Below are 26,267 nucleotides of genomic sequence, written 5' to 3'. Positions count from 1 at the left end.
GTGTGCGCTAGCGCTTAAATCAACAAATTTCGGGGATTAGGGTGCCAGTCTGTCGATTTTCCAGCCGCCCTCTTCGCGCTGGTACAAAAAGCGGTCGTGAAGGCGATGTTCGCCCCCTTGCCAGAACTCAATCTGCTCAATGGGGATACGGAAACCGCCCCAGAAGCTGGGCAGTGGGATTTCACCCTGCTGGAACTTCTGTTTCAGCTCCAGGAACTTGCTTTCCAGCACCCCACGGGCAGAGATGCGGCTGGACTGTTTTGATACCCAGGCGCCAATCTGGCTGTCACGCGGACGGCTGTGGAAGTACTTCACCACTTCCAGCGTGGAGAGGCGTTCCGCTTTGCCGGTCACCATCACCTGACGTTCCAGCATATGCCAGGGGAACAGGAGACTAATACGCGGATTGTTTTCTAAGTGGTGCGCTTTACGGCTACCCAGGTTGGTATAGAACACCAGCCCTTTCTCGTCATAATGCTTGAGCAATACGATGCGCTGATACGGTTGCCCGTTTTCATCAACCGTCGCGACAACCATGGCCGTTGGGTCGGCAAGTTTCGCTTCGCAGGCCTGTTTCAGCCAGCGTTCAAAAAGCACAAGGGGTTCAGCGGGAAGATCCTGGCGACGCAGGCCGCCTTTGGTGTATTCACGGCGCAGATGCGCAATTTGCTGCAGTTCGTCGTTATCTGACATGGCGTTAGCTAACATTGAGATTGGGTGGCGCTATTGTGCGCCGCCCCTGTAAAAATCTCAACGCTTCGGATTTTCGAGCTGGCAGTTGTTCAGCACAATTCGGTCGCGTTTGTAGACCGTGGCGCTGTCACCTTTCGACCAGAAGACATAGATACCGTCGGTATAACGCGCGCCGGAGGCCGAGATACCCTGCTTCAGCGTCAACAATTTATTGTCGTAAACAAAACTGGCTTCCTGGCGGGGATTATTGAGCTTCACGGTCAGCGGTTTTTCGTCGCAGCGATACTCCAGCGTATCGGTCTGCATGCGCTCAAGGAGCTGGTTATAGACGCTGCATCCTGACAGCAATAAAGGCGCGGCAATAAGAAGAAGTTTTTTCATGGGCGTATTCCGAAGACTTTCCTGGTCCTGGAGGGCATGCCTGCCCTCCTGTTTCATTCCATTGTAACGACGGGACGCGGCGCTGAATTTCAGTTAACTCTGATTATGACGCGGATTCGCCGGGAAAATCGCCCCCAGCACGCTGGCTTCGCGCGCCCCGGTCACCGACGGTAAATTACCCGGCAGTCCGGCAACGGTGCGCCAGGCAAGCCAGGCGAAGGCCAGCGCTTCCATATCATCGCCACTGATGCCCGCCGCATCGGTTGTCGTCACTTCGGTACCCGGCAGCAGCCCGGCCAGACGCGCCATCACCAGCGGGTTACGGCTGCCACCGCCGCACACCAGCAGGCGTTCGCATCCGCCGCTGAGCAACACCTGTTCGGAGACCGACACGGCCGTAAGCTCGGCGAGCGTCGCCTGAACATCCTGTGGTGCGAGCGCCGGGAAGGAGGCCAGCTGGCGCTCAAGCCAGCCGAAGTTGAAGTATTCTCGCCCGGTGCTTTTCGGCGCCGGTAAGGCAAAATAGGGATCGCTCAACATGGATTGCAGCAGCGGGATAATCACTTTCCCCTCGCTCGCCCACTCTGCGTTTTTATCATACGGTTGTCCGCACTGCCGCCAGATCCAGGCATCCATTAACATGTTGCCCGGACCCGTGTCGTAACCGCGAACAGGCTGCCCAGGGATCAGCATCGAGAGATTGGCAATCCCGCCAATGTTGAGCACCATACGTCTTTCTGACGGATGGGCCAGTAACGCCTGGTGGAACGCGGGCACCAGCGGAGCCCCCTGGCCGCCAAGCGCAATATCACGTCGGCGAAAATCCCCCACCACCGTTACACCCGTTTTCGCCACAATCTGGTTGTTATCGCCGATTTGCAAGGTGTGCGGCGCGTCTCCGCCCGGCTCGTGCCAGACCGTTTGTCCATGACACCCAATGGCTACCACATCCTGCGGACGAAGATGTTCTTTTTGCATCAAAGCCAGCACCGCATCCGCAAACAGCGCCCCCAGACGGACGTCGAGTTGTCCAAGCTGGGAGAGGGTCAGTTGCTGGCCCTGACAGATACTCAGGATATCCTCTTTCAGTGAAAGGGGGATTGGCCAGGTCAGGCTCGCCTGCTGCGCCACCATGTTTTCATCAATGGCGGCCAGAACGACATCTACCCCATCCAGACTGGTACCAGACATCACACCAATGTAGCGACCCGATTTCATGCGCTTTCCTTACGTTGCGTGGGCTAAGGTTACCCACTCAACCATAAACGGCGTTGCTTTGCCATCCGGGGATAATATTTTTTAACAATGTCAGACGACTAACACGCGCGGATCCTGTTTATGTCTCGTTAAGTCAAATTCAAGTACAATTTTCCTATTGTTAGTGCAAAGATATGAACGATGGCCCCTTATGCCATATAATTTAGCCATAACGGATGCCCGGAATGGGGCGTTTTTGGTGAACAGGAGATTCAAATGATTTTACGTGTACTGGGCGTTTCGCTGATTGGTTTAACTCTGGCTGGCTGTGTGAACGACAGTTCACTTTCTGGCGACGTTTACAGCGCTTCTGAAGCGAAACAGGTTCAGAACGTGACTTACGGTACCGTTGTTAACGCACGTCCTGTACAGATTCAGGGTGGTGATGAAAACAACGTGATGGGCGCAATCGGTGGTGCCGTACTGGGTGGTTTCCTGGGGAATACCGTCGGCGGCGGTACTGGCCGCTCTCTGGCGACAGCCGCAGGCGCCGTTGCAGGTGGCGTGGCAGGCCAGGGCGTTCAGGGTGCGATGAATAAATCTCAGGGCGTAGAGCTGGAAATTCGTAAAGACGATGGCAGCACGATCATGGTTGTGCAGAAACAAGGCAACACCCGCTTCTCAGCAGGCCAGCGTGTTGTACTGGCCAGCAACGGTAGCCAGGTGACCGTTTCCCCACGTTAAATAAAAATAGATGTGGCCCTGGGCCACATCTATTTACAATATATATCATTTGCGTGAATATATTTACAAATTACATTAATTCCCCCTATCAATTAATCTGACGTAAATTGTTTCTGCGCAAAGTATTTATCGCATTAATTAGTTAGACTCTTCGCAATTACCTCTCCCTTACTCATGATAATTTTGTTAAAACTTATATGGTTGCGAATCGTCTTTCTGTAAAAGGTCGTTATATCTCGTTCTGTTTCGGTTGCATTATTGTCACCGGTATATTGCAAACGCTATTTTCAAAACTCGTTGAATGGGTGCCTTCCTTTTCACCGCTGTTGTTCCCGACCCTCACCATTTTCTTGCTGGTGTTTCATCTTTTTATTGCCTGTTTTATGGCGATGAAATACTGGTGTGACAGGCGACGCTTATATCTGATCGCGATTGCTTTTGCTTTCGCCGGATCGGCATCGTTGATGATCGGAACGCTGACCAGCTTTCCCGCCTGGCTGGATCTCTATCAGTTCAACGTCGTGAACTACAACGATGCGATGATTTATTACATGTTCCGTCATCTCTTAATGGCGGTATTGATCATCGTCGCGGCAATACTCTATACCACGCGCAATCATCCCCTTTCACGCATGGCGCATATCGCTATTGTCAGTGGTGCCTTTCTCTTTACCGCCGTTATGGTGCTGCTGGCATGGATCTATTCCAGTCATTCACCATTGTTATCTATCGACCTGGTTGATAATGAAACCCGTCAGTTTATGGTGCTCTGGAGCCACTGCATTAATATTTTATTAATTGTCGTTTGGGTCGTAACATTAGCCACACTGATGTTTGTTACCCGCGTGCGTAATTTATTCTGGGTGGGAGGTAATTTTCTTTGTGTCTGCTATATCGTCACGCTTGCAATGCTGTTAGCGGGTGGGCATGCCGAAGATATCTCCTGGTATCGCGCCCGGTTATTTGAAACTGTCGCCACGCTGCTGATTATTTTTGTTCTGCTTTACGATGTATTCAGGCTGTATCGTGACTCGCACGTAAAGTATCAACAGTCGTATCAGAACTCGATTCGCGACCCGCTTACCCGTCTTTATAATCGCAGTTATTTTTACGAATCGTTAAATCAGGCACTGGAAATCGCCAAAGCCAGCCGTCCTGTTTCCGTTATCGTCAGCGATCTCGATCGCTTCAAGCGTATCAACGACACCTACGGGCATCTTCAGGGCGACAAAGTTCTGCAGTTCGTCGCCAACCTGCTGATGGACTCCGTGCGCCCACAGGACATTGCCGCTCGTATCGGCGGGGAAGAGTTTGTTCTGATGCTGGCCAACACCTCATCAGAGGCGGCATACCTGGTGGCTGAACGCATCCGGTTAAAGCTCAGCAGCTTTGATAAAACCAGCAGCGGCGGTCAGCTACCGGAACCGATCACCATCAGTATGGGGGTATTTACGGCAACGTCACCGGCGATAACCGCAGAAACCTGCGTGGAAAGCGCCGACAAAGCGATGTATGAAGCGAAAGAGACGGGTCGTAATCGGGTGGTGGTTTTTAAGTAAGAAAAAGGCCTTGCGCGTGCAAGGCCTTGTTGGATGTCAGTCGCGTGACTGCAGTTCATGGATGTTTTGCTCAAGGCGTGCAATGAGGCTGATGAGCATTTCCAGCTCCGCCGGTGAAACGCCTGAGAGGATTTCACCGCGGGTTTTGGTGATCACGGCTTCCATCTCAGTGATGATGGGCGCCGCTTTCTCTGTGAGTTTAATCCGCTTAGCGCGACGATCGCTGGCGCAGGTTTGTCGGGAGATCAGTCCCTTCTCTTCCAGCTGATCAAGTGTGCGCACCAGCGACGGTTGCTCAATGCCGATCGCTTTTGCCAGTTGAATTTGTGACTGATCGGGCGGCAGCTGATGAATATTGTGCAGCGTGACCCAATGCGTCTGTGTTAATTCCAGAGGTTTCAGGCGATGGTCAATCAGAGCACGCCAGACGCGTACCAACCTTGCCAGATCAGAACCTAATGGCGATTCCAATTTCATCTCCTTATAATTAGCTTGCTAAGTTATTATACTGATTTTAGAATAGTGTGCAGCATTTGTATTGCCAAAACAAATGCAATACTGCATTCATCGAACTTAAAAGTATGACTTACACTGAATTGTGATGCTTCCTCTTACTCAGACAAGCCAACGCGGCATTCTGTTCACTGCAAAGGATCTCTGCCCGTGACGTTTTTTCATCGCTCGGAGGGTTTACCCCTTCAGGACCTGATTTTCGGTGCGTCAGTCTACTTTCCTCCCCTCTTTAAAGCCGTTCTGGTGGGCTTTATGCTCTGGCTCATCGCACATCGTCTGCTTCGCGACTGGATGTACTCCGGCGAAATCTGGCATCCCATGTTGATGGATCTCTCCCTGTTTGCCCTCTCCGTATGTCTGGGCCTTGCTGTCTTGCTGGTGTGGTGACTATACCTATGAAAACGCTGAAATACTTTTCCACGCTGTTTGTTCTTGCCCTCGCGCTGGTGGCGGGCTGGTGGTTGTGGAATTTTTATATGCAGTCGCCCTGGACGCGAGACGGAAAAATTCGCGCTGAGCAGGTCAGCATCACGCCTCAGGTGTCGGGGAGCATCACGACGCTGCGGGTTAAGGATAACCAGTACGTGAAAAAGGGAGAGGTGTTATTCCGGATCGACGATACCCCTTACCACATTGCCATTCTGAATGCCGAAGCGCAGCTGGCAAAAGCCCAGTCTGATCTGGCAAAAGCCAATAACGAGGCTACCCGTCGCCGGCATTTATCGCAAAATTACATCTCAGCGGAAGACTTAGACACTGCGAATATCAACGTGAAGGCCATGCAGGCGAACGTCAGGGTTGCCGAAGCCACGCTTAAACAGGCCCAGTGGGCGCTGACCCAAACGGTTATAACCGCACCCGTTGATGGATGGGTGACCAATCTTTCCGCCCGTGTGGGCAATTATGCCACCACCGGACAACCCGTTTTCGCCCTCGTCGATAGCCACTCCTTCTACGTTGTGGGCTATTTTGAAGAGACCAAACTGCGCCATATCCGCGCGGGTTCGCCTGCCACGATAACGCTTTATAGCAGCTCGCAGAAGTTACAGGGTCACGTATCCAGCATTGGCCGGGCCATTTACGATCAAAGCGTGGAAACGGATTCAGGGCTGGTACCAGACATTAAGCCAAACGTGCCGTGGGTGCGCCTGGCCCAGCGCGTACCGGTTCGCGTGGAGTTTGACCGTTTACCGCAGGACATCACGCTGGTATCCGGCACGACCTGCACCGTCTCTATCGGAAACCGATGATGAAGCTGCCGGTTTTCGCCTGGCAAAACACGCCGTGGATGAAAGCGACGCGTTCCCAGTGGCGCTACGCGCTGCGTAATGGCATTGCCATGTGTCTAGCGCTGTCCGTCGCCTACTATCTGAATCTGGATGAACCTTACTGGGCAATGACCTCTGCGGCGGTGGTCAGTTTCCCCACCGTCGGCGGGGTGATCAGTAAAAGCCTTGGCCGTATCGCAGGCAGCCTGCTGGGCGCCACTGCGGCGTTAATTATCGCCGGCCATACGCTGAACGATCCCTGGCTGTTCTTACTGAGCATGGCGGCGTGGCTGGGATGTTGCACCTGGGCCTGCGCCCATTTTACCAACAACGTCGCCTACGCGTTTCAGCTGGCAGGCTATACCGCTGCCATCATTGCCTTTCCGGTGGTAAACGTGCTCGACACCACTGAGCTGTGGGATATCGCTCAGGCACGCGTCTGCGAAGTGATTGTCGGGATCCTCAGCGGCGGCTTCATGATGATGATCCTGCCCAGCACCTCCGACGGCACCGCGCTTATCACCGCACTGAAAACCATGCACACCCGATTGCTGGAGCATGCGAGCCTGCTGTGGCAACCGGAAACCAGCGATGATATTCGTCTCGCCCATGAAAAGGTTATCGGGCAGATCCTGACGATGAACCTGCTGCGTATTCAGGCATTCTGGAGCCACTACCGCTTTCGCCGTCAGAACACGCTGCTAAATTATTTACTGCACCAGCAGTTACGGATGACCAGCGCGATCTCTAGCCTGCGCCGGATGCTGCTCAACTGGCCAGCACCACCTGATAACACCCGGGCCGTGATTGAAACGCTACTCGCGGCCCTTGCGCGACCGGATGCAGACATCTATACGGTCGCACGGATCATCGCCCCGCTCGCCCCGGTTGATGAGTACGACTACCGCCATCGCGCCTTCTGGCAGCGTCTGAATTACTTTTGTCGGCTTTACCTGCGCAGCAGTCGCTGGATTAAGGCGGTCGAGACCGCGACTCCACTGACAGAATTCAACGTCCCCGGCAGCCCGGCCCTCGCAAGGCATACCGACTATCTGGAAGCGCTGTGGAGCGGTTTTCGCACCTTCTGTGCGCTGATGCTGGTCGGCGCGTGGAGCATCACCACGCAGTGGGAATCCGGTACGGCGGCCCTGACGCTTGCCGCCATCAGCTGCGTGCTCTACTCCGTCGCGGCCTCGCCATTCAACTCCCTGACGCTTCTGCTGCGCACGCTGGTGCTGCTGTCCCTGTTCAGTTTTGTGGTGAAATTTGGCCTGATGGTGCAGGTAAGCGATCTGTGGCAGTTCCTGCTGTTCCTGTTCCCATTGTTAACGACCATGCAGCTTCTGAAGCTGCAAATGCCAAAACTGGCCGGTCTCTGGGGACAGCTGATTGTCTTTATGGGATCGTTTATCTCGGTCACGAATCCGCCGGTGTATGATTACGCCGACTTTCTTAATGACAATCTGGCGAAGATCCTGGGCGTGGGGTTGGCCTGGCTGGCATTCGCCGTGTTGCGTCCCGGCTCCGATGCGCGCAAGAGCCGCAGGCACATCCGGGAGCTACGCCGGGGCTTTGTCGACCAGCTCAGCCGTAAACCGCATCTGCGTGAAAGTGAGTATGAATCGCTGGTTTATCACCACGTCAGCCAGCTGAATAACAGCCAGGATGCGCTTTCCCGACGCTGGCTGTTGCGCTGGGGCGTGGTGCTATTGAACTGTTCACACGTGGTCTGGCAGCTTCGGGCATGGGAAACGCGTTCCGATCCTCTGTCGCAGGTTCGTGATGTGTGCATCTCCCTGCTGCGCGATGTCATGAGTGAACGCGGGGTCCAGCAGCGGCCGCTGGAAGCCACGCTGAATGAACTGCAGCGGATCTGCGATACCCTGGCGCGACATCACCTCCCCGCAGCCCGTGATTTGGCCTCGATAATCTGGCGGCTGCACTGCTCGCTGTCACAACTGGAACAGGCACCGCCACCGGGCACAATTGGGGATCAGATCACCCCGCAGGCATAGCGTGCCCCACCGCCGCCAAGCGGTTTTGGCTGATCGGACATATTGTCGCCGCCGACGTGGATCATCAGCGCTTTGCCTTTCACCTCATCCAGCTTTTTCAGACGCGGGGCGACAACGGGATCTGTGGCTTTACCGTCGTTATTCACCACCAGCACAGGCAAATCGCCCAGATGTCCCATACCTTCCGGGCCTTCATGCTTGCCGGAGTGCTGCGGGTCAAGGTGGCCGCCTGCCGCTTCCGCCGCCGACGGTTTGCCCTCTTTTAACGCGGGCTGACAGCTGCCTTTGGCATGAACATGGAAACCATGTTCGCCGGGAGGGAGTGCTTTAAGGTTCGGGGCGAACTCCAGTCCTTTATCGGTTTCAGTGATTTTCACCGTTCCGATGGACTGACCCACACCCTGAGAGGTGACGAGATTCATTTCCACTTCGTCGCTGGCTGCCTGCGCCCCTGCGCAAACAACCAGCGTGACCAGTGCCAGAGCAAAACGCTTCATATGACCTCCGCTGGTTATTTTTTGCCCCTTAAGTGTATACCAGAGGCAAAGATATCACCGGAAAGTCAGCTTCTGACGGTTTAAGGCACGTCGTAACCCAGCGCGGCCTTGCGAATGCGGAACCACTGCTGACGGGTCATCTGCAGCGCTTCCGCCCCCAGCGCAGCACGCACGCGCTCGATTTTGCCGGAACCAATGATTGGCAGTGGTTTTGACGGCAGACGCAGGATCCACGCGTAAACCACCTGTTCGATGCTCCCGGCGTTCAGTTCGCGGGCGACAGTTTCCAGCTCGTTGCGCAGCGGCTGGAATTCATCATCATTGAACAGGCGCCCGCCCCCCAGGCACGACCAGGCCATCGGGCGAATGCGCAACTGCTGGAGCTGATCGAGCGTCCCGTCCAGCAGCAGCGGCTGGTGTACCGGGGAGATCTCAACCTGGTTGGTGGCCAGGGTAAACGGCAGGCGAGACTGAAGCAGTGCAAACTGCGCCGGGGTAAAGTTTGAGACACCGAAGTGACGCACTTTGCCGCTCTGATGCAGGTTCAGGAAGGCTTCTGCCACCTCATCGGCATCCATAAGCGGGTCCGGGCGGTGAATGAGCAGCAGGTCGATGCGATCGGTTGCCAGGTTGACCAGCGACTGCTCAGCGCTCTTGATAATGTGCGCGCTGTCGGTGATGTAATGCCCAAGGGCGTGTTCCGGTTTCGCCGTGGTGGCAATCCCACACTTCGTGACGATCTCCATGCGATCCCGGAGTGCAGGTACCAGCTTAAGCGCCTCGCCAAACGCGGCTTCACACTGGTAGCCACCGTAAATATCCGCATGATCGACCGTGGTGACGCCCAGATCGATATGCTCTTCAATAAAGCTCGCCAGCTGGAGGGGGGACATATTCCAGTCCATCAGACGCCAGTAGCCCATCACAAAACGGGAGAATTCTGGCCCCTGGGGGGCAAGGGTAATTCGCTGAACCATAACATTTTCCTCAAGGATGTAATGTCATGAGTATACGCAATTACCGTGTTAAAAAAGTGAAGGTTGCTGGGGTTCTTCGGTCTCAGCGGCTTTGTTTGCGCGTATTTTGCGCAGAAGACGCTGTCGACAAAGTCGCAGCACCTCCTGCTTTTGCGTGTCGCTGAAGTTTTGCCAGTTAAAACGTTCATCACGGGTGCGCATGCACCCGCGGCAATATCCGCGTTCATCTACCTGACAAATCCCCCGGCACGGGCTCTGGATAGGGAAAAACTCCAGTTGCTCTGCCACTCTCACCTCCGTAATACCGCTCTCACCTACAGTGAAGACGTTAAACACGCCACGTGCAAGCGCTTTACCACAGATTTGTGGCATTAAGGTTTCACTAATCTTCACTCTCTATACTCGCCCCATCATGACAATGACAGGTTTCCCGTTCGATGTGGTTAATGAAAAAGTTACAATGTAACGACATAAAATTTACTCTGGGCTGTGCACTCTTCTTTACGCTGATTAATGGGCTGTTTATCCAGCGCAGCTGGGCGATTATCGCCCCTGCTCATCTGCATGACGTTCTCTTTGCCGCGTCCGTACCGCTGGTGCTGTTTTGCGGCTGGGTGATTGTCTTTAGTCTGCTCAATATTCCGTTTATCCGTAAGCCGCTGCTGATCGTGTTAACGATGGGTTGTGCGGCAGCGACCTATTTCATGTACACCTACGGCGCGGTGATCGATCAGAACATGATTGTGAACGTGTTCGAAACCAACTCTCAGGAAGCCACCGCGCTGATCACGCCGCAAATGATTTTGTGGATTGTTATTGCCGGCCTCGTTCCTTCCGTGGTGCTGGCGTTGACCCGCATTCATACCGGGAAATGGTGGTATGCCCTGCTGACACGCGTTGCCGCACTGCTCGGCGCCCTGCTGGTAATTATTCTGGTTGCCGCGGTGTTTTATAAAGATTACGCATCGCTGTTTCGCAATAACAAAAGCATCGTCAAAATGGTGACCCCGGCGAACTATGTCAGCGCCATGGTGAAGTACAGCAAAATGCGCTGGTTTGCAGGCGATCAAACGCTGGTGCGGATTGGCGAAGATGCGCATAAGGGCCCACTGATTGCAGGCCAACAGAAGAAAACGGTTCTGGTGCTGGTCGTCGGCGAGGCTTCTCGCGCGGCGAATTACTCCCTGAACGGTTACGGACGTGAAACCAATCCGGAGCTGAAAAAGCAGGATATCATTAACTTCCCGCAGGCCACCTCCTGCGGCACTGAAACCGCCGTTTCCGTTCCCTGCATGTTCTCGGGCATGACGCGCAGCAAATACGATGCCGACCTCGCGCATCATCAGGAAGGGCTGCTCGACGTGCTTAAACATGCGGGTATTAACCTGCTGTGGCGCGACAACGACGGCGGCTGTAAAGGTGCCTGCGATCGCGTGCCCCATACCGACATGACGCAATGGAAGCTGGATCAGTTCTGTAAAGACAAATCCTGCCTCGACGATGTCAATTTCTACCGTCTGGACAACGTGCTGGACGGCCTGAAGCAGGACACGGTGCTGGTTATCCATCTGATGGGCAGCCACGGCCCGGCGTACTACCGCCGCTACCCGGATAATTTCCGTAAGTTCACCCCTACCTGCGACACCAATGAAATTCAGGATTGCGATCACCAGGCGCTGATGAACACCTATGACAACACCATTCTGTATACCGACAGCGTGGTCAGCAAAACCATCGATGCGCTGAAAGCGCGCCAGGGGAGCATGAATACCGCGCTGATCTACCTCTCGGATCACGGGGAATCCCTGGGTGAAAGCGGTATTTATCTGCACGGTACACCGTATATGCTGGCACCGGAGCAGCAAACGCACATTCCGTTTATGTTCTGGCTTTCCCCGGACTATGCGAAGAACTTTGGCATTAACGAACAGTGTTTACGTGACCATGCAGCAAAAAATGCGGTTTCCCAGGACAATTTGTTCTCAACCGTACTGGGTATGATGGACGTGAAAACAACGGTTTATCAACAGCAGCTGGATATTTTGAACGCATGTCGGCAGTAAACCCGCTTGCATTAGACCGAACGGTCTATTAGAGTGCGCTCATGAGCAGACATACTGAACACGATACCCGCGAACATTTACTGGCCACCGGCGAGCGACTTTGTATGCATCGCGGGTTTACCGGGATGGGGTTGAGCGAGCTGTTAAAAACCGCTGAGGTACCGAAAGGGTCGTTTTATCACTACTTTCGGTCCAAAGAGGCCTTTGGCGTGGCGATGCTTGAGCGTCATTACGCGGGCTACCACCAGCGCCTGGCGACCCACTTTGCCTCGGGCGAAGGTAACTATCGCGATCGTGTTCTGAACTACTATCAGGAAACGCTGAACCAGTTCTGTCAGCAGGGCATTATCAGCGGATGTCTGACGGTAAAACTGTCTGCCGAAGTGTGCGATCTCTCTGAAGATATGCGCGCGGCGATGGATAAAGGGGCCAGCGGCGTGATCGCCCTGCTGGCCCAGGCGCTGGAAAAAGGCCGTAATGAGAAAACGCTGGCCTTTTCTGGCGAGCCTCTCACCCAGGCGCAGGTGTTATACGCGCTCTGGTTAGGGGCTAACCTGCAGGCAAAAATTTCGCGCAGTGCCGTGCCGCTGGAAAGCGCACTGGCACATGTGAAAAGCAGCATTACTGCGCCTGGCGTATAACAGGCGCTTTTTATTTACCTTATTACTAGTCGACTGGTCTACTCAGGAGTCTCTATGTCAGCTGAAAAACTGTTTACCCCCTTAAAAGTGGGTGCTGTCACGGCGCCAAACCGCGTGTTCATGGCTCCGCTTACCCGTCTGCGCAGTATTGAGCCGGGTGATATCCCCACCCCACTAATGGGTGAATACTATCGTCAGCGCGCAAGCTCTGGCCTGATCATCACCGAAGCCACGCAGATTTCTGCTCAGGCCAAAGGTTATGCCGGTGCACCGGGGCTTCATAGCCCGGAACAGATCGCGGCATGGCAGAAAATCACCGCGGGCGTTCACGCTGAAGAGGGTCGCATTGCGGTTCAGTTGTGGCATACCGGCCGTATCTCCCATAGCAGCATCCAGCCTGGCGGTCAGGCGCCGGTCTCCGCATCGGCCCTGAGCGCCAATACCCGGACCTCCCTGCGTGATGAAAACGGCAATGCTATCCGTGTGGATACCTCGATGCCACGCGCCCTTGAGCTGGAGGAGATCCCGGGCATCGTGAACGACTTCCGTCAGGCGGTGGCCAACGCGCGTGAAGCGGGTTTTGACCTGATTGAGCTGCACTCCGCCCATGGCTATCTGCTGCACCAGTTCCTGTCACCGTCTTCTAACCACCGCACCGACCAGTACGGCGGCAGCGTTGAAAACCGTGCCCGTCTGGTACTGGAAGTGGTGGATGCGGTATGCAAAGAGTGGAGCCCGGACCGTATCGGGATCCGTGTCTCCCCAATCGGTTCTTTCCAGAACGTCGATAACGGCCCGAATGAAGAAGCCGACGCGCTCTATCTGATTGAAGAGCTGGCGAAACGCGGTATTGCTTACCTGCACATGTCCGAGCCGGATTGGGCCGGCGGTAAACCTTACACTGAAGCCTTCCGCCAGAAAGTGCGCGAGCGCTTCCACGGTGTGATCATCGGTGCAGGAGCCTATACGCCTGAGAAAGCCGAAGATCTGATCAATAAAGGGCTGATCGATGCCGTCGCGTTTGGTCGCGATTACATTGCCAACCCGGATCTGGTTGCCCGTCTGCAGCAGAAAGCGGCACTCAACCCGCAGCGCCCGGAAAGCTTCTACGGCGGCGGCGCGGAAGGCTACACCGACTACCCTTCCCTGTAATCTCGCCATTGTTGATTGATAGCGGCGACCTTTCGCCGCTATACTAAAACATCGTTTCTGTTCAAAAATAACAGTCTATTCCACAGGTTAATGAGGAAATTATGCGCCTACTTCACACCATGCTGCGCGTTGGCGATCTGCAACGTTCTATTGATTTCTACACTAACGTACTGGGTATGAAACTGCTGCGCACCAGCGAAAACCCGGAATACAAATACTCGCTGGCGTTTGTGGGTTACGGCCCGGAAACGGATGAAGCGGTTATCGAACTGACCTATAACTGGGGCGTAGACAGCTATGAGCTGGGCACGGCCTATGGTCATATCGCACTGGAAGTGGACAACGCGGCCGAAGCCTGTGAACGCATTCGCAGCAACGGCGGTAACGTCACGCGCGAAGCGGGCCCGGTAAAAGGCGGCACCACCGTGATTGCGTTTGTGGAAGATCCGGACGGTTACAAAATCGAGCTGATTGAAGCCAAAGACGCCGGCCGCGGTCTGGGCAACTGATCCCTCAGGGCGCAACGTGCGCCCGTAGTTTTACTGCATCCCCCGCCAAAATTTGCCATAATGCGCACTGCTTTTTCCCCATGTAAGAGACCCTGATGTCCGATAACGCTCAATTTAGCGGTCTGTGCGACCGTTTTCGTGGTTTTTATCCCGTTGTCATTGATGTAGAAACAGCCGGATTTAACGCTAAAACCGATGCGCTGCTCGAAATTGCCGCCATCACGCTGAAGATGGATGAACAGGGCTGGCTTACACCAGACACCACGCTGCATTTCCACGTAGAGCCTTTCGAAGGGGCAAATTTACAGCCGGAAGCACTGGCGTTTAACGGTATCGATCCGCACAACCCGTTGCGTGGTGCCGTCAGTGAATATGATGCGCTGCACGCGATTTTCAAAATGGTGCGTAAAGGCATGAAAGAGAGCAACTGCAGCCGCGCCATCATGGTGGCCCACAACGCCACCTTCGATCACAGCTTTACCATGGCCGCCGCGGAGCGTGCTTCGCTCAAACGAAACCCTTTCCATCCCTTTGTGACCTTCGACACCGCCGCACTGAGCGGCCTGGCGTTGGGACAAACGGTGTTATCAAAGGCCTGTATCACGGCAGGTATTGAGTTTGACGGCACGCAGGCCCATTCCGCTCTGTATGACACGGAGCGCACCGCAGAATTGTTCTGTGAGATCGTCAACCGCTGGAAGCGTCTGGGCGGCTGGCCGCTGCCGATGGGCGACAGCGAAGAATAAAAAAAGCGACCTCTTAAGGTCGCTTTTTTATTTACGCAGAAAATTACTCCGCGTCAGGCTCTTCAGTTTTGTACTTAGCCGCCGTCTCTTTGATCAGCTGCTGCAGTTCGCCGCGCTGATACATTTCGATCAGGATATCGCAACCGCCAACCAGTTCACCGTCTACCCACAGCTGCGGGAAAGTCGGCCAGTTAGCGTATTTTGGCAGCTCAGCGCGGATGTCCGGGTTCTGCAGGATATCAACGTAAGCAAAACGCTCACCACAGGCGGACAGCGCCTGAACCGCTTGCGCGGAGAAGCCGCAGCTTGGCAGCTTCGGAGAACCTTTCATATACAGCAGAATCGGGTTTTCAGCGATCTGGCGCTGGATTTTTTCAATAGTGGTGCTCATGTCTTGCTTCCTTAAACTTCTGTTACGGCATTCGTCTGACATTGTAGCGGGTCAGACTGGCATCGGAAAATAACATTTTTGTCACGTTTATACATTGTACCCTGAGTCACGAAAAGTTGCATTCCAAATGGTGTTTACCCCTTCGGCCGTCAGGGTTTTGCTTAGGGGACGGACAAATGTGCGACAGAACGATGAATTTTTTTGCACTTGCTAACGAAACAGGCCTGGAGAGTGAAAAATGCTATTAACATTCTCTGTTTTTATGGATTAGAATCGACGGGCTTTGTAAATCACACGCGGGTATTATTGATGACCTGCATATATCAGGGGACTGCCCAGTGGCGCGGATAAATAAAATCTCGATCACGCTCTGTGCTTTACTGTTTACATCACTCACTTTCACGCCAGTGGCAAACGCCTCTCAGCAGGCGCGGCATTCTGCTGTACAAAAAAACCATCTGGTGAAAACCACAGAACGTAAGAAAAAAACCACCGCTAAGAACGACAAGAAAAAAACACCGGCTAACACGAAACAAACCGCTTCCAGCAAGACGAAAACCACCTCTTCCCGCACTGCCCGCACCGCCAAAAGTAAAGCTTCACAGACCGCCGCTAACCTCGTTACTGAAAAGTGCAACACGCGTAAAGGCCACAAAGCGAAATGTACAAAGGTCACGAAATTAGCAGAAGTGCATAAAGTGCGTGTTCAGAAAGCGCAAAAAACCGCAATGAACAAACTGATGGGTCAAATTGGCAAACCTTATCGCTGGGGTGGCACGTCGCCCCGTACCGGTTTTGACTGTAGCGGCCTCGTCTATTACGCCTATAAAGATCTGGTCAAGTTCCGTATACCCCGTACCGCCAATGAGATGTACCACCTGCGCGATGCCTCCCCGGTTAACCGTGGTGAGCTGGAAAACGGCGATCTGGTGTTCTTCCGCACTCAGGGCCGCGGCACCGCTGACCACGTCGGCGTTTATGTTGGCAACGGCAAATTCATCCAGTCGCCGCGTAGCGGCCAGGATATTCAGATCACCTCGCTCAGTGAAGACTACTGGGTTCGCCACTACGTCGGCGCCCGTCGCGTCATGACGCCGAAAACCATTCGCTAACCCCTGCCCTGCCACATCCGTGGCAGGGTAAGTTCCTCTTTTGCATAGCCTTTCAATTTGCTATCCTGTCCCTGTTGTCTGTGTGGTTATTGACAACGCAAAATACAATAAGGAGAGAAGCAATGTCGTTCGAATTACCTGCACTACCGTATGCAAAAGACGCCCTGGCACCGCACATTTCTGCGGAAACCCTGGAATATCACTACGGCAAACATCACCAGACGTACGTCACCAACCTGAACAATCTGATCAAGGGCACCGATTACGAAGGCAAAACGCTGGAAGAGATTGTCCGCAGCTCAGAGGGCGGCGTATTTAACAACGCGGCCCAGGTGTGGAACCACACCTTCTACTGGCATTGCCTGGCGCCGAATGCGGGTGGCGAACCGGCTGGTGAACTGGCTGCCGCCATTAACGCCGCTTTCGGCAGCTTTGCAGATTTCAAAGCAAAGTTCACCGATGCCGCCATCAAGAACTTCGGCTCTGGCTGGACGTGGCTGGTCAAAGAGGCTGATGGCAAACTGGCTATCGTTTCCACCTCTAACGCGGGTACTCCGCTGACCACCAGCGCTAAACCGCTGATGACCGTGGATGTCTGGGAACACGCTTACTACATTGATTACCGTAACGCGCGCCCGAACTACCTGGAGCACTTCTGGGCACTGGTTAACTGGGAGTTTGTGGCGAAGAACTTCGCCGCGTAAGCAAGACGCAGAAGGGGCTCCCCTTCTGCGTTTTTTATTTACTCTGCAGCGCAGGCTGCTTCTGGCTGTTTACGACCCGACATCATCACCAGCAGCAGGCCGAGCGCGGCAATAATCGCCCCCATCACCGGCACAAAGCTGTAGCCCAGACCACCCGAAATCACCGCCCCTCCTGCTGCCGCCCCCAGCGCATTGCCCAGGTTGAAGGCACCAATATTGACTGAGGATGAAAGGCCCGGCGCTTCATGGGCGACGCGCATCACGCGCATCTGCAGCGGTGGTACCACGGCAAAGGTGGCAGCGCCCCAGACGACCATCGCAACGGCCGCCCCAAACTCATTACGTGCCAGCCACGGAATAGCAATCATGATGACGATCAGCAGGGTTAAGAAGCCCTTCAGCGTCCCGCTCACGGAACGGTCGGCAAATTTACCACCCAGATAGTTGCCAATTGAGAAGCCCACGCCAATCAGCACCAGCATTGCGGTAATAAAGAGTGGCGTCGCGTGGGTGATGTCATGCAGCACCGGTGAAATATAGGTGTAGAGGGTAAACATCGCGCCTGCCCCCAGCACGGTGGTCAACAGTGCGGAAAGCACCTGCGGGCGCATCAGCACCGACAGCTCCCTGCGCACGTCAGGACGTTCACCGGCACTGCCTTTTGGCAGAGAGAAGAATAACGCCACCATCGCGACCACGCCCAGCCCGGCCGTCGCCAGGAACGACATTCGCCAGCCAATCACTTCACCCAGCCAGGTAGCCGCAGGAACGCCGCCAATGTTGGCAATCGTTAGCCCCATAAACATGGTGGCTACGGCGCTCGCCTGCTTATGTTTTGGCACCACGCTTGCCGCTACAACTGAGCCCAGCCCAAAGAAGGCGCCGTGGTTAAGGCTGGTCAGAATGCGTGACAGCATCAGGGTGGTGTAGTCCGGCGAAATGGCGGAAAGCACGTTACCGAGGGTAAAGATCGCCATCAGGAAAATCAGCGCATTGCGACGTGCGCGGTGTGAAAGCAGCAGCGTCATCAGCGGGGCGCCTACCATCACGCCGATGGCGTAGGCACTGATTAACATGCCTGCCGCAGGGATCGAGACGTCCACGCCGCGGGCGATAACAGGCAGTAACCCCATCGGGGAGAATTCAGTGGTGCCAATCCCAAAAGCGCCAATCGCCAGGGCCAGCAGGGGAAAATTGATTTTCATGCGTCAACTCCGGATGCCGTGTCATATGGTGACACAGAACAAAGAAGCGCAAAGCATGACATCAATCACAAAAAATGAGAAGTTAACAAAATGGCAAAAGATTTTTGCCGTAGATGTAACAATCAGGCGCAGCCGCAGGGAGCGTGCGCTCCCTGCGCGTAAATCAGTGCAGCGCCGCCGTCAGGCCTGCGGCAACAATCAGCGCCAGCACAATAAGGGTGGTGAACAGCGAAAACTTCAGATCGGCACTCATCAATTTTTCTCCTTTTAATCCCCCCACGAAAAGTGAGCCTGCTCATTTTTGCACAGTTTACGTCAAAAATCTTCCTGGATTTAAACTGATAACCACTTTACCTCTTCCCCTTTTCATCAAGATAGGACAAAATTCCACGCTAAATTTATTAGCGTACCGGCCATTGACCCCCTCCTGACGTCCCGTGTCGTTTTCCCGGCGTGCCGCAATTCAAAATTGCGTGATAAGGGTGAGAGAAGGCAAACGTTTACCTTCAAGTTTTTCAGGAGCTTAGGATATGGTCTGGAGTGACATTTAATGGCAACAATTAAAGACGTAGCAAAACGCGCAAACGTTTCCACTACAACCGTATCACATGTAATTAACAAAACCCGCTTTGTGGCGGAAGAGACGCGTAACGCCGTCTGGGCGGCAATCAAAGAGCTGCACTACTCGCCAAGTGCGGTTGCGCGTAGCCTCAAGGTGAATCACACCAAGTCCATTGGCTTGCTGGCCACCAGCAGTGAAGCGGCCTATTTTGCCGAGATCATCGAGGCGGTAGAAAAAAACTGCTTCCAGAAAGGCTATACCCTGATTCTGGGCAACGCATGGAACAGCATTGAAAAACAGCGCGCCTACCTGTCGATGATGGCGCAAAAGCGCGTGGATGGCCTGCTGGTAATGTGTTCCGAATACCCGGAATCCGTGCTGTCGATGCTGGAAGAGTATCGCCATATTCCCATGGTGGTGATGGACTGGGGTGAAGCGCGAGCGGATTTCACCGATTCCGTCATCGATAACGCCTTTGAAGGCGGCTATATGGCCGGTCGTTACCTGATCGAGCGTGGTCACCGTGAGATTGGCGTGATCCCGGGCCCTCTGGAGCGCAATACCGGCGCGGGCCGTCTGGCCGGTTTTATGAAAGCGATGGAAGAAGCGCTGATCACCGTACCGGAAAACTGGATCGTACAGGGAGACTTTGAGCCGGAATCAGGCTACCGCGCGATGCAGCAGATTGTCTCCCAGCAGCACCGCCCTACCGCTGTTTTCTGCGGGGGTGACATCATGGCGATGGGCGCGCTTTGCGCGGCCGATGAACTGGGTCTGCGCGTACCGCAGGATATTTCGGTGATCGGGTATGACAACGTGCGTAACGCGCGCTTCTTTACCCCTGCGCTGACCACCATTCACCAGCCGAAAGATTCACTGGGTGAAACGGCTTTCAATATGCTGTTGGACAGGATCGTCAACAAGCGCGAAGAGTCGCAGTCCATTGAAGTTCATCCGCGTCTTATCGAACGCCGTTCCGTTGCGGATGGTCCGTTCCGCGACTACCGTCGTTAATTTTGTACGGGGCCAGCTATGCTGGCTCCCGTAACCATTCCCGGTTTAGCGTTTCGCTGTCTCCCAGATAATCCAGCAGCCAGGCCATGGCGGGCGAGACGTCATTTTGTTGCCAGGTGAGGCAGCAGGCCGCATCCGGGAAGGGATTCTCCAGCGTCAGTTCTACCCATTCTCCGGTATCGATTCTGGGGCGCGCAAAATGAGCGGGCACCATCGCGACGCACAGCCCGGCACTGAGGCACGTTGCTGACGATTCCCAGTCAGGTGCCACCACGCGCCGCTGGTTATCCAGCAGCCAGGTGATGCGCTTGGGTAATGAACGGGAGGTATCCTCCAGCACCAGCGATGGCCAGTTGCGCAGCGTATCGTCGCTCAGCCGCCCTTCCAGCGCCGCCAGGGGGTGATTGCTGGCCACCACGCATTTCCAGCTCAACATCCCCATATCACGGAAGGCATAACGCCCCCCGACCGGGATCGCCTGTGTGGCCCCAATCGCCATCTCCACCCTGCCGTCCGCCAGCGCATCCCAGACGCCGTTGAATACCTCCTGTGAGACCCGCAGTTCGACATCGGAAAAATGTCGATAGAAATCCACGATCATTTGCCGGGTGCGTTCCGGCTTAACGATATTGTCCACCGCAATGGAAAGATGACCTCGCCAGCCGTTTGCGATCTGCTGGCACTGTTCGCGGGTGATCTGCATTTTTTTGATAACAGAACGCCCTTCCTTCAAAAACCACGCCCCTGCAGGCGTTAATTCCACATCGCGATGGCGCCGTTCAAACAGTGGAACCGCCAGCCACTCCTCAAGCTGACGCACCGTGTAGCTGATAGCCGACGGGACGCGGTGCAACTCCTGCGCCGCACTGCTAAAGCTGCCGTTACGCGCGACAGCATCGACAACTTCAAGAGAATAATCTGACCACATTTTCTGCCTGCAAAAAATTTGAATGCACCCGCCAAATATTAGCGTTTCACAAGCGGCTTTGCACTACATACACTCAGCGCCAACGTACACCTGCCTCCTTCAGGAGAAGAAAATAATGCAACCCAGGAAAGGTTTTTTAGTCTGGCTTGGCGGCTTAAGCGTGCTGGGCTTTTTGGCCACCGATATGTACCTGCCGGCTTTCGCCGCGATGCAGGAAGATTTGCAAACCCCTGCCGCGGCCATCAGTGCCAGCCTGAGTTTGTTCCTCGCCGGTTTTGCTTTCGCACAGCTGCTCTGGGGACCGCTCTCGGATCGCTTTGGTCGTAAACCGGTATTACTGCTGGGCCTGGCGATTTTTGCCGTGGGCTGTCTGGGGATGATCTGGGTCCGCGATGCCACCTGGCTGCTGGTGCTGCGCTTTATTCAGGCTGTGGGCGTCTGTGCCGCGGCCGTGACCTGGCAGGCGCTGGTCACCGACTACTATCCGGCTAACCGCACAAACCGTATTTTCGCCACTATTATGCCGCTGGTGGGTCTCTCACCTGCCCTCGCGCCGCTGCTGGGCAGCTGGATCCTTGCGCACTTTGACTGGCAGGCCATTTTTGCCACGCTGTTTGCCATCACGCTGGTACTGATGTTGCCGGCGTTCGCCCTCAAGCCTGCGCACAAAAAAGACGTGCATACTGACGCAAAGCCGATCACCTTCACCACCCTGCTGAGCGCCAAAGCGTATCGCGGTAATGTCCTGATCTATGCCGCCTGCTCGGCCAGCTTCTTCGCGTGGCTCACCGGGTCACCGTTTATTCTGCACGATATGGGCTACAGCCCGGCGGCTATCGGGCTGAGCTATGTTCCGCAAACCATCGCGTTCCTGATGGGCGGGTACGGCTGCCGCGCAGCGCTGCAGAAATGGGAAGGTCAGCAGATGCTGCCATGGCTGCTGGTGCTGTATGCGTTGAGCGTCATCGGCACATGGGCCGTTGGGTTTATTCCGGGTGCGGGCCTGGCAGAAATTTTGATTCCTTTCTGTGTCATGGCCGTCGCAAACGGGGCGATCTACCCGATTGTGGTGGCGCAGGCGCTCCGTCCCTTCCCACAAGCGACCGGTCGCGCCGCCGCGCTGCAGAACACCCTGCAGCTGGGGCTGTGCTTCCTGGCAAGCCTGGTGGTCTCTGCGCTGATTGCCACGCCGCTGCTGACGACCACCAGCGTGATGCTGGTAACCGTTGCGCTGGCGGTGATGGGCTATCGCATGCAGGCCTCCGCCCAGCGTGAGCAGGATAACGGCGCTGGAGTGGAAACCTCACATGCCTGATTGCGCCGGATATCATGTTAATTTTCAGTAATTAGGTTGCTAACAATTTTCTGTTGAATCACCAAATTTTGAGGCCTATACTAAATTTGGTTCGATAAATACGATAATTATTATGCGTTAACGGGAGCCGGAGTGCTCCCGTTTTACCATGGAAGGCATTTCGGCAAGGGTTATCTCCCTTCCTCTGTTCTACGTCGGATACTAGCCTCGCGGTATTTACCGTGAGATTTCTCACAAACCAAAAAAAGCGTCTACGCTGTTTGAAGGTTCTGATCACATCAGGGTGATGGAGAAGCTATGAGTTCATCGTGTATAGAAGAAGTCAGCGTTCCGGACGACAACTGGTCCCGGATCGTCAGTGAACTGTTGGGTCGTGCAGGCATCACTATTAACGGATCTTCGCCATCCGATCCCCAGGTCAAACATCCCGACTTTTTTAAACGCGTATTGCGCGAGGGATCGTTAGGGCTGGGAGAAAGCTATATGGACGGCTGGTGGGAGTGTGAACGGCTGGATATCTTTTTCGCCAGCGTGTTGCGCGCCGGTCTGGAAAATCAACTTCCCCGCAATCTCAAAGACACTCTGCGTGTTGCCTCTGCCCGACTGTTTAATCTGCAAAGTAAAAAACGCGCATGGATCGTCGGCAAAGAGCATTACGATCTGGGCAACGATCTGTTCAGCCGTATGCTGGACCCTTTCATGCAATACTCCTGCGCCTACTGGAAAGAGGCAACGACGCTTGAAGAGGCTCAGCAGGCCAAGCTGCGTCTGATCAGCGAGAAGCTTCAGTTACAGCCCGGTATGCGTGTACTGGATATCGGCTGCGGCTGGGGTGGGCTGGCCTGGTTTATGGCGAAGCACTATGGCGTCAGCGTGGTGGGCGTGACGATTTCGGCCGAGCAGCAAAAAATGGCCCGGGAACGCTGTCAGGGTCTCGATGTGGATATCCGCCTGCAGGATTACCGTGACCTGAACGAACAATTTGACCGGATCGTCTCCGTGGGCATGTTCGAGCACGTAGGACCGAAAAACTACGACACCTACTTTGAGGTGGTGGACCGTAATTTACGACCGGACGGACTCTTCCTGCTGCATACCATCGGCTCTAAGCGGACCGACAATAACGTCGACCCGTGGATCAACAAGTACATCTTTCCGAATGGCTGTTTACCCTCCGTTCGCCAGATTGCCAACGCCAGTGAATCCCATTTCGTGATGGAAGACTGGCACAACTTTGGCGCGGATTACGACACCACGTTGATGGCGTGGCATGAACGTTTCCAGCAAGCGTGGCCGGAGATTGCGGACAACTATTCTGAACGATTCAAACGGATGTTTAGCTATTATCTGAATGCCTGCGCGGGCGCGTTTCGCGCACGGGATATTCAGCTCTGGCAGGTTGTTTTCAGCCGTGGCATTGAACACGGATTACGTGTCGCACGCTAAAAAAATAACCCCGGACAGCCGGGGTTATTTTTTATTCTTCTTCTGCCGCCTTTATTATTGCGGCTTCTTTTGCCGCCAGTACACGCTCAACCGTATCGACCACCGCCTGGGTTTGCGGATCGATTTCAATATTCACGCGCTGTCCCAGCTTTTTCGCCCCCAGCGTGGTGCGCTGCAGCGTTTCAGGAATTAAATGCACGCAAAAACGCGTTGGCGTCACTTCCCCCACCGTCAGACTAATCCCATCAATGCCAATAAATCCTTTATAGAGGATGTATTTCATTAATGACGGATCCTGCATTTTAAACCAGATTTGACGGTTATTTTCCGAGGTCACGATTTTCGCCACTTCAGCGGTGGTCATGATGTGTCCCGACATCAGATGGCCGCCAATCTCATCGCTGAACTTCGCCGCCCGCTCAACGTTGACGGTATCTCCCACCACCAGTTCGCCCAGGTTGGTGATGCGCAGCGTCTCTTTCATTAAATCAAAGCTAATCTGGTTGCCGTTAATTTCGGTAACGGTCAGACAACAGCCGTTATGGGCAATCGAGGCGCCGGTTTCGATGCCCTCAAGCATATATTCCGGCAGCTCAACAACATGAGTACGGAAATTCGGTTTTTCATCAATGGACACCACTTTGGCGATGCCCTGCACAATACCAGTAAACATGCTTACAACTCCTGTTTTTTCCGGACGGTGGTGACACCGTTTTAATCCCACCACAATAACAGTTGGAAAAACAGGTTGCCAGCGGAGCGCATTTTCTGGCGATTTTTTCACTAGATAAATAGCTAAAGCCCGCTACAATAGCTGGCACCCCCCTGCATTTTCTTCTTGCTGCCCGTTTCGGCGGCTTTTTTAGTCTCTCAAATAACTACAAAATAAAGGTGTTCACGTGCAGAAGTACATGAATGAAGCGCGCCAGTTATTGGCACTGGCTATACCAGTGATCATCGCGCAAGTGGCCCAGACCGCAATGGGATTTGTGGATACGGTAATGGCAGGTGGCTACAGCGCCACCGATATGGCGGCCGTTGCCATCGGCACGTCAATCTGGCTCCCGGCCATCCTGTTCGGCCACGGTCTGCTGCTCGCACTCACGCCGGTTATCGCTCAGCTCAATGGCTCGGGCCGTCGCGAACGCATTGCACATCAGGTCCGCCAGGGCTTCTGGCTGGCAGGGTTTGTCTCGGTGCTGATTATGGTCGTGCTCTGGAACGCGGGCCATATCATCCGCGCGATGCATAACATTGACCCGGCACTGGCTGATAAAGCCGTAGGCTATCTGCGCGCCCTGCTCTGGGGCACGCCAGGCTACCTCTTTTTCCAGGTAGCGCGTAACCAGTGTGAAGGTCTGGCGAAAACCAAACCCGGCATGGTGATGGGCTTTATTGGGTTGCTGGTCAATATTCCGGTTAACTATGTCTTTATTTATGGTCATTTCGGGATGCCGGAGTTGGGCGGCGTTGGCTGCGGCGTGGCAACAGCTGCCGTTTACTGGGTGATGTTCTTGTCGATGCTCACCTTTGTAAAACGCGCCCGCTCAATGCGCGATATTCGTAACGAGAACCGGTTTAGCACCCCAGACTGGGGCATCATGACGCGTCTGGTGCAGTTAGGGTTACCGATTGCCCTGGCACTGTTCTTTGAGGTTACCCTGTTTGCCGTGGTCGCCCTGCTGGTCTCCCCGCTGGGCATCGTGAACGTGGCCGGGCACCAGATTGCGCTGAACTTCAGTTCCCTGATGTTCGTTCTGCCGATGTCGCTGGCGGCAGCCGTGACGATCCGCGTGGGCTTCCGGCTGGGTCAGGGCTCGACGCTGGATGCGCAAACGGCCGCGCGCACCGGGCTTGGTGTCGGTATCTGCATGGCGATCTGTACGGCGCTCTTCACCGTTGCACTGCGGGAGCAGATTGCCCTGCTCTATAACGACAATCCGGAAGTGGTCGCTCTGGCATCACACCTGATGCTGCTGGCGGCGATATACCAGATCTCTGACTCCATCCAGGTGATTGGCAGCGGCGTGCTGCGTGGGTATAAAGACACGCGTTCGATCTTCTTTATCACCTTCATCGCCTACTGGGTGTTAGGTCTGCCATGTGGATATATCCTGGCCCTGACCGATCTGGTTGTGGAACGTATGGGGCCTGCAGGGTTCTGGATGGGCTTTATCATCGGCCTGACGTCGGCGGCTGTCATGATGATGATGCGGATGCGCTTCCTGCAGCGCCAGCCATCCACCATCATTTTGCAACGCGCTGCACGTTAAATACGCAGTAGCCGCCTGCTGGCGGCTACTTTCTCTTCACTTTGCGCGGTAATGAAGCAATCGCGTGAAATCAGAGAGAAAAATGCATTTTCCCTCTTGCCTCATTGGTGCTGTGCCGCTAATATTCGTCCCCGTTGTCACCGACAACACGTTGCGTTCATAGCTCAGTTGGTTAGAGCACCACCTTGACATGGTGGGGGTCGTTGGTTCGAGTCCAATTGAACGCACCATTCTGCGTCCGTAGCTCAGTTGGTTAGAGCACCACCTTGACATGGTGGGGGTCGGTGGTTCGAGTCCACTCGGACGCACCATTTCAGTCCTGAAATGGTGCAAATCCTCTTCTGATACCCTGAATTTTCCTA

The 26,267-nt window shown here is 54.6% G+C and carries 28 protein-coding genes and 2 tRNA genes; 18 read left to right on the top strand and 12 right to left on the bottom strand.

Annotation, left to right across the window (positions count from 1 at the left end):
- Window positions 1–36: 36 nt before the first annotated feature.
- The 3 genes from pdxH to anmK form a co-directional block, all read right to left on the bottom strand.
- Window positions 37–693: a pyridoxamine 5'-phosphate oxidase gene (pdxH, locus tag EKN83_RS12345; RefSeq protein ID WP_025758349.1), complete on the bottom strand. Its 657-nt coding sequence runs from the start codon at window positions 691–693 to the stop codon at window positions 37–39.
- A gap of 57 nt (window positions 694–750) precedes the next feature.
- Window positions 751–1,074 carry a C-type lysozyme inhibitor gene (gene mliC / locus EKN83_RS12340; protein WP_025758348.1) on the bottom strand — a complete coding sequence of 108 codons (324 nt, stop codon included), beginning with the start codon at window positions 1,072–1,074 and terminating at the stop codon, window positions 751–753.
- A gap of 93 nt (window positions 1,075–1,167) precedes the next feature.
- Window positions 1,168–2,292: an anhydro-N-acetylmuramic acid kinase gene (anmK, locus tag EKN83_RS12335; RefSeq protein WP_025758347.1), complete on the bottom strand. Its 1,125-nt coding sequence runs from the start codon at window positions 2,290–2,292 to the stop codon at window positions 1,168–1,170.
- Window positions 2,293–2,547: 255 nt separating this feature from the next.
- On the opposite strand from anmK, the gene slyB reads away from it, so the two are divergent.
- Together slyB and EKN83_RS12325 are read left to right on the top strand one after the other, a co-directional pair.
- The gene (slyB, locus tag EKN83_RS12330) at window positions 2,548–3,015 is read left to right on the top strand and encodes an outer membrane lipoprotein SlyB (protein ID WP_025758346.1); all 468 of its coding nucleotides are present in this window, start codon (window positions 2,548–2,550) and stop codon (window positions 3,013–3,015) included.
- 197 nt (window positions 3,016–3,212) lie between these two features.
- On the top strand, window positions 3,213–4,574 hold the full coding sequence (locus EKN83_RS12325; RefSeq protein ID WP_126801013.1) for a GGDEF domain-containing protein: 1,362 nt from the start codon (window positions 3,213–3,215) through the stop codon (window positions 4,572–4,574).
- Between the two features lie 36 nt (window positions 4,575–4,610).
- On the opposite strand, the gene slyA is transcribed toward EKN83_RS12325, so the two are convergent.
- Entirely contained in the window at window positions 4,611–5,051 is a 441-nt protein-coding gene (slyA, locus tag EKN83_RS12320) for a transcriptional regulator SlyA (protein WP_021241135.1), read from the bottom strand.
- Window positions 5,052–5,237: 186 nt separating this feature from the next.
- Here slyA and EKN83_RS12315 point away from each other — a divergent pair, with 186 nt between their 5' ends.
- Genes EKN83_RS12315 through EKN83_RS12305 form a run of 3 tightly spaced genes read left to right on the top strand, consistent with a single transcriptional unit; the run spans window position 5,238 to window position 8,370 of the window.
- Window positions 5,238–5,474, top strand: coding sequence for a DUF1656 domain-containing protein (locus tag EKN83_RS12315; protein ID WP_025758344.1), 237 nt, complete (start codon window positions 5,238–5,240; stop codon window positions 5,472–5,474).
- 2 nt (window positions 5,475–5,476) lie between these two features.
- A complete protein-coding gene (locus tag EKN83_RS12310) occupies window positions 5,477–6,337 on the top strand; it encodes an HlyD family secretion protein (RefSeq protein WP_025758343.1) in 861 nt (286 codons plus the stop codon).
- Window positions 6,337–8,370 (top strand): FUSC family protein, encoded by a 2,034-nt coding sequence (locus tag EKN83_RS12305; protein ID WP_126801066.1) that lies wholly within the window; start codon window positions 6,337–6,339, stop codon window positions 8,368–8,370. Before EKN83_RS12310 ends, EKN83_RS12305 begins: the two co-directional genes overlap by 1 nt.
- On the opposite strand, the gene sodC is transcribed toward EKN83_RS12305, so the two are convergent.
- The 3 genes from sodC to EKN83_RS12290 all read right to left on the bottom strand — a co-directional run bounded on the left by sodC (window position 8,349) and on the right by EKN83_RS12290 (window position 10,132).
- Window positions 8,349–8,867, bottom strand: coding sequence for a superoxide dismutase [Cu-Zn] SodC (sodC, locus tag EKN83_RS12300; RefSeq protein ID WP_010430333.1), 519 nt, complete (start codon window positions 8,865–8,867; stop codon window positions 8,349–8,351). The two genes, EKN83_RS12305 and sodC, sit on opposite strands and share 22 nt — an antisense overlap.
- A gap of 80 nt (window positions 8,868–8,947) precedes the next feature.
- A complete protein-coding gene (locus tag EKN83_RS12295) occupies window positions 8,948–9,844 on the bottom strand; it encodes an aldo/keto reductase family oxidoreductase (RefSeq protein ID WP_045284923.1) in 897 nt (298 codons plus the stop codon).
- A gap of 48 nt (window positions 9,845–9,892) precedes the next feature.
- The gene (locus tag EKN83_RS12290; protein WP_014883562.1) at window positions 9,893–10,132 is read right to left on the bottom strand and encodes a DUF1289 domain-containing protein; all 240 of its coding nucleotides are present in this window, start codon (window positions 10,130–10,132) and stop codon (window positions 9,893–9,895) included.
- Window positions 10,133–10,281: 149 nt separating this feature from the next.
- Between EKN83_RS12290 and eptA the strand changes: the two genes are divergently transcribed.
- From eptA to rnt, 5 genes are all read left to right on the top strand, one after another.
- Window positions 10,282–11,907 carry a phosphoethanolamine transferase EptA gene (gene eptA / locus EKN83_RS12285; RefSeq protein WP_126801012.1) on the top strand — a complete coding sequence of 542 codons (1,626 nt, stop codon included), beginning with the start codon at window positions 10,282–10,284 and terminating at the stop codon, window positions 11,905–11,907.
- A 41-nt stretch (window positions 11,908–11,948) separates the two neighbouring features.
- The gene (locus EKN83_RS12280) at window positions 11,949–12,548 is read left to right on the top strand and encodes a TetR/AcrR family transcriptional regulator (RefSeq protein ID WP_025758336.1); all 600 of its coding nucleotides are present in this window, start codon (window positions 11,949–11,951) and stop codon (window positions 12,546–12,548) included.
- A 54-nt stretch (window positions 12,549–12,602) separates the two neighbouring features.
- Entirely contained in the window at window positions 12,603–13,700 is a 1,098-nt protein-coding gene (locus EKN83_RS12275) for an alkene reductase (protein WP_047958385.1), read from the top strand.
- A 101-nt stretch (window positions 13,701–13,801) separates the two neighbouring features.
- Window positions 13,802–14,209, top strand: coding sequence for a lactoylglutathione lyase (gene gloA, locus EKN83_RS12270; protein ID WP_013096923.1), 408 nt, complete (start codon window positions 13,802–13,804; stop codon window positions 14,207–14,209).
- Between the two features lie 95 nt (window positions 14,210–14,304).
- On the top strand, window positions 14,305–14,955 hold the full coding sequence (gene rnt / locus EKN83_RS12265) for a ribonuclease T (RefSeq protein ID WP_025758334.1): 651 nt from the start codon (window positions 14,305–14,307) through the stop codon (window positions 14,953–14,955).
- Window positions 14,956–14,998: 43 nt separating this feature from the next.
- Here rnt and grxD read toward each other — a convergent pair whose 3' ends face one another.
- Window positions 14,999–15,346 carry a monothiol glutaredoxin 4 gene (gene grxD / locus EKN83_RS12260; protein ID WP_003832760.1) on the bottom strand — a complete coding sequence of 116 codons (348 nt, stop codon included), beginning with the start codon at window positions 15,344–15,346 and terminating at the stop codon, window positions 14,999–15,001.
- 338 nt (window positions 15,347–15,684) lie between these two features.
- Between grxD and EKN83_RS12255 the strand changes: the two genes are divergently transcribed.
- Together EKN83_RS12255 and sodB are read left to right on the top strand one after the other, a co-directional pair.
- Entirely contained in the window at window positions 15,685–16,458 is a 774-nt protein-coding gene (locus EKN83_RS12255; protein WP_126801011.1) for a C40 family peptidase, read from the top strand.
- Window positions 16,459–16,580: 122 nt separating this feature from the next.
- On the top strand, window positions 16,581–17,162 hold the full coding sequence (sodB, locus tag EKN83_RS12250) for a superoxide dismutase [Fe] (RefSeq protein WP_095440796.1): 582 nt from the start codon (window positions 16,581–16,583) through the stop codon (window positions 17,160–17,162).
- A 38-nt stretch (window positions 17,163–17,200) separates the two neighbouring features.
- Here the strand turns inward: sodB and EKN83_RS12245 are convergent, their stop codons facing one another.
- Window positions 17,201–18,367: an MFS transporter gene (locus EKN83_RS12245; protein WP_025758329.1), complete on the bottom strand. Its 1,167-nt coding sequence runs from the start codon at window positions 18,365–18,367 to the stop codon at window positions 17,201–17,203.
- Window positions 18,368–18,530: 163 nt separating this feature from the next.
- Window positions 18,531–18,620: a YnhF family membrane protein gene (locus EKN83_RS12240; RefSeq protein ID WP_032672537.1), complete on the bottom strand. Its 90-nt coding sequence runs from the start codon at window positions 18,618–18,620 to the stop codon at window positions 18,531–18,533.
- A 297-nt stretch (window positions 18,621–18,917) separates the two neighbouring features.
- Between EKN83_RS12240 and purR the strand changes: the two genes are divergently transcribed.
- Window positions 18,918–19,943 (top strand): HTH-type transcriptional repressor PurR, encoded by a 1,026-nt coding sequence (purR, locus tag EKN83_RS12235; RefSeq protein WP_014883552.1) that lies wholly within the window; start codon window positions 18,918–18,920, stop codon window positions 19,941–19,943.
- A gap of 16 nt (window positions 19,944–19,959) precedes the next feature.
- Here the strand turns inward: purR and punR are convergent, their stop codons facing one another.
- Window positions 19,960–20,871, bottom strand: a complete 912-nt coding sequence (punR, locus tag EKN83_RS12230; RefSeq protein ID WP_126801010.1) for a DNA-binding transcriptional activator PunR — start codon at window positions 20,869–20,871, stop codon at window positions 19,960–19,962.
- Between the two features lie 115 nt (window positions 20,872–20,986).
- On the opposite strand from punR, the gene punC reads away from it, so the two are divergent.
- Together punC and cfa are read left to right on the top strand one after the other, a co-directional pair.
- The gene (gene punC / locus EKN83_RS12225) at window positions 20,987–22,186 is read left to right on the top strand and encodes a purine nucleoside transporter PunC (protein ID WP_126801009.1); all 1,200 of its coding nucleotides are present in this window, start codon (window positions 20,987–20,989) and stop codon (window positions 22,184–22,186) included.
- 297 nt (window positions 22,187–22,483) lie between these two features.
- Window positions 22,484–23,632 carry a cyclopropane fatty acyl phospholipid synthase gene (cfa, locus tag EKN83_RS12220; protein ID WP_047958380.1) on the top strand — a complete coding sequence of 383 codons (1,149 nt, stop codon included), beginning with the start codon at window positions 22,484–22,486 and terminating at the stop codon, window positions 23,630–23,632.
- Window positions 23,633–23,663: 31 nt separating this feature from the next.
- On the opposite strand, the gene EKN83_RS12215 is transcribed toward cfa, so the two are convergent.
- Window positions 23,664–24,305 (bottom strand): riboflavin synthase, encoded by a 642-nt coding sequence (locus tag EKN83_RS12215; RefSeq protein WP_025758324.1) that lies wholly within the window; start codon window positions 24,303–24,305, stop codon window positions 23,664–23,666.
- Between the two features lie 226 nt (window positions 24,306–24,531).
- On the opposite strand from EKN83_RS12215, the gene mdtK reads away from it, so the two are divergent.
- The 3 genes from mdtK to EKN83_RS12200 all read left to right on the top strand — a co-directional run bounded on the left by mdtK (window position 24,532) and on the right by EKN83_RS12200 (window position 26,216).
- Complete coding sequence (gene mdtK, locus EKN83_RS12210; RefSeq protein ID WP_095449768.1) at window positions 24,532–25,905, top strand: MdtK family multidrug efflux MATE transporter; 1,374 nt, start codon at window positions 24,532–24,534, stop codon at window positions 25,903–25,905.
- Window positions 25,906–26,058: 153 nt separating this feature from the next.
- Window positions 26,059–26,135, top strand: a tRNA-Val gene (locus EKN83_RS12205).
- A 4-nt stretch (window positions 26,136–26,139) separates the two neighbouring features.
- Window positions 26,140–26,216, top strand: a tRNA-Val gene (locus EKN83_RS12200).
- The last annotated feature ends 51 nt before the right edge of the window (window positions 26,217–26,267 follow it).

Origin of the sequence: Enterobacter sp. WCHEn090032 (genome assembly GCF_003986875.1) — a bacterium.
Classification (GTDB): Bacteria; Pseudomonadota; Gammaproteobacteria; order Enterobacterales; family Enterobacteriaceae; genus Enterobacter; species Enterobacter sichuanensis.
The sequence above is the reverse complement of the archived record's forward strand: the minus strand, read 5'-3'. Positions and strand labels throughout refer to the sequence as shown.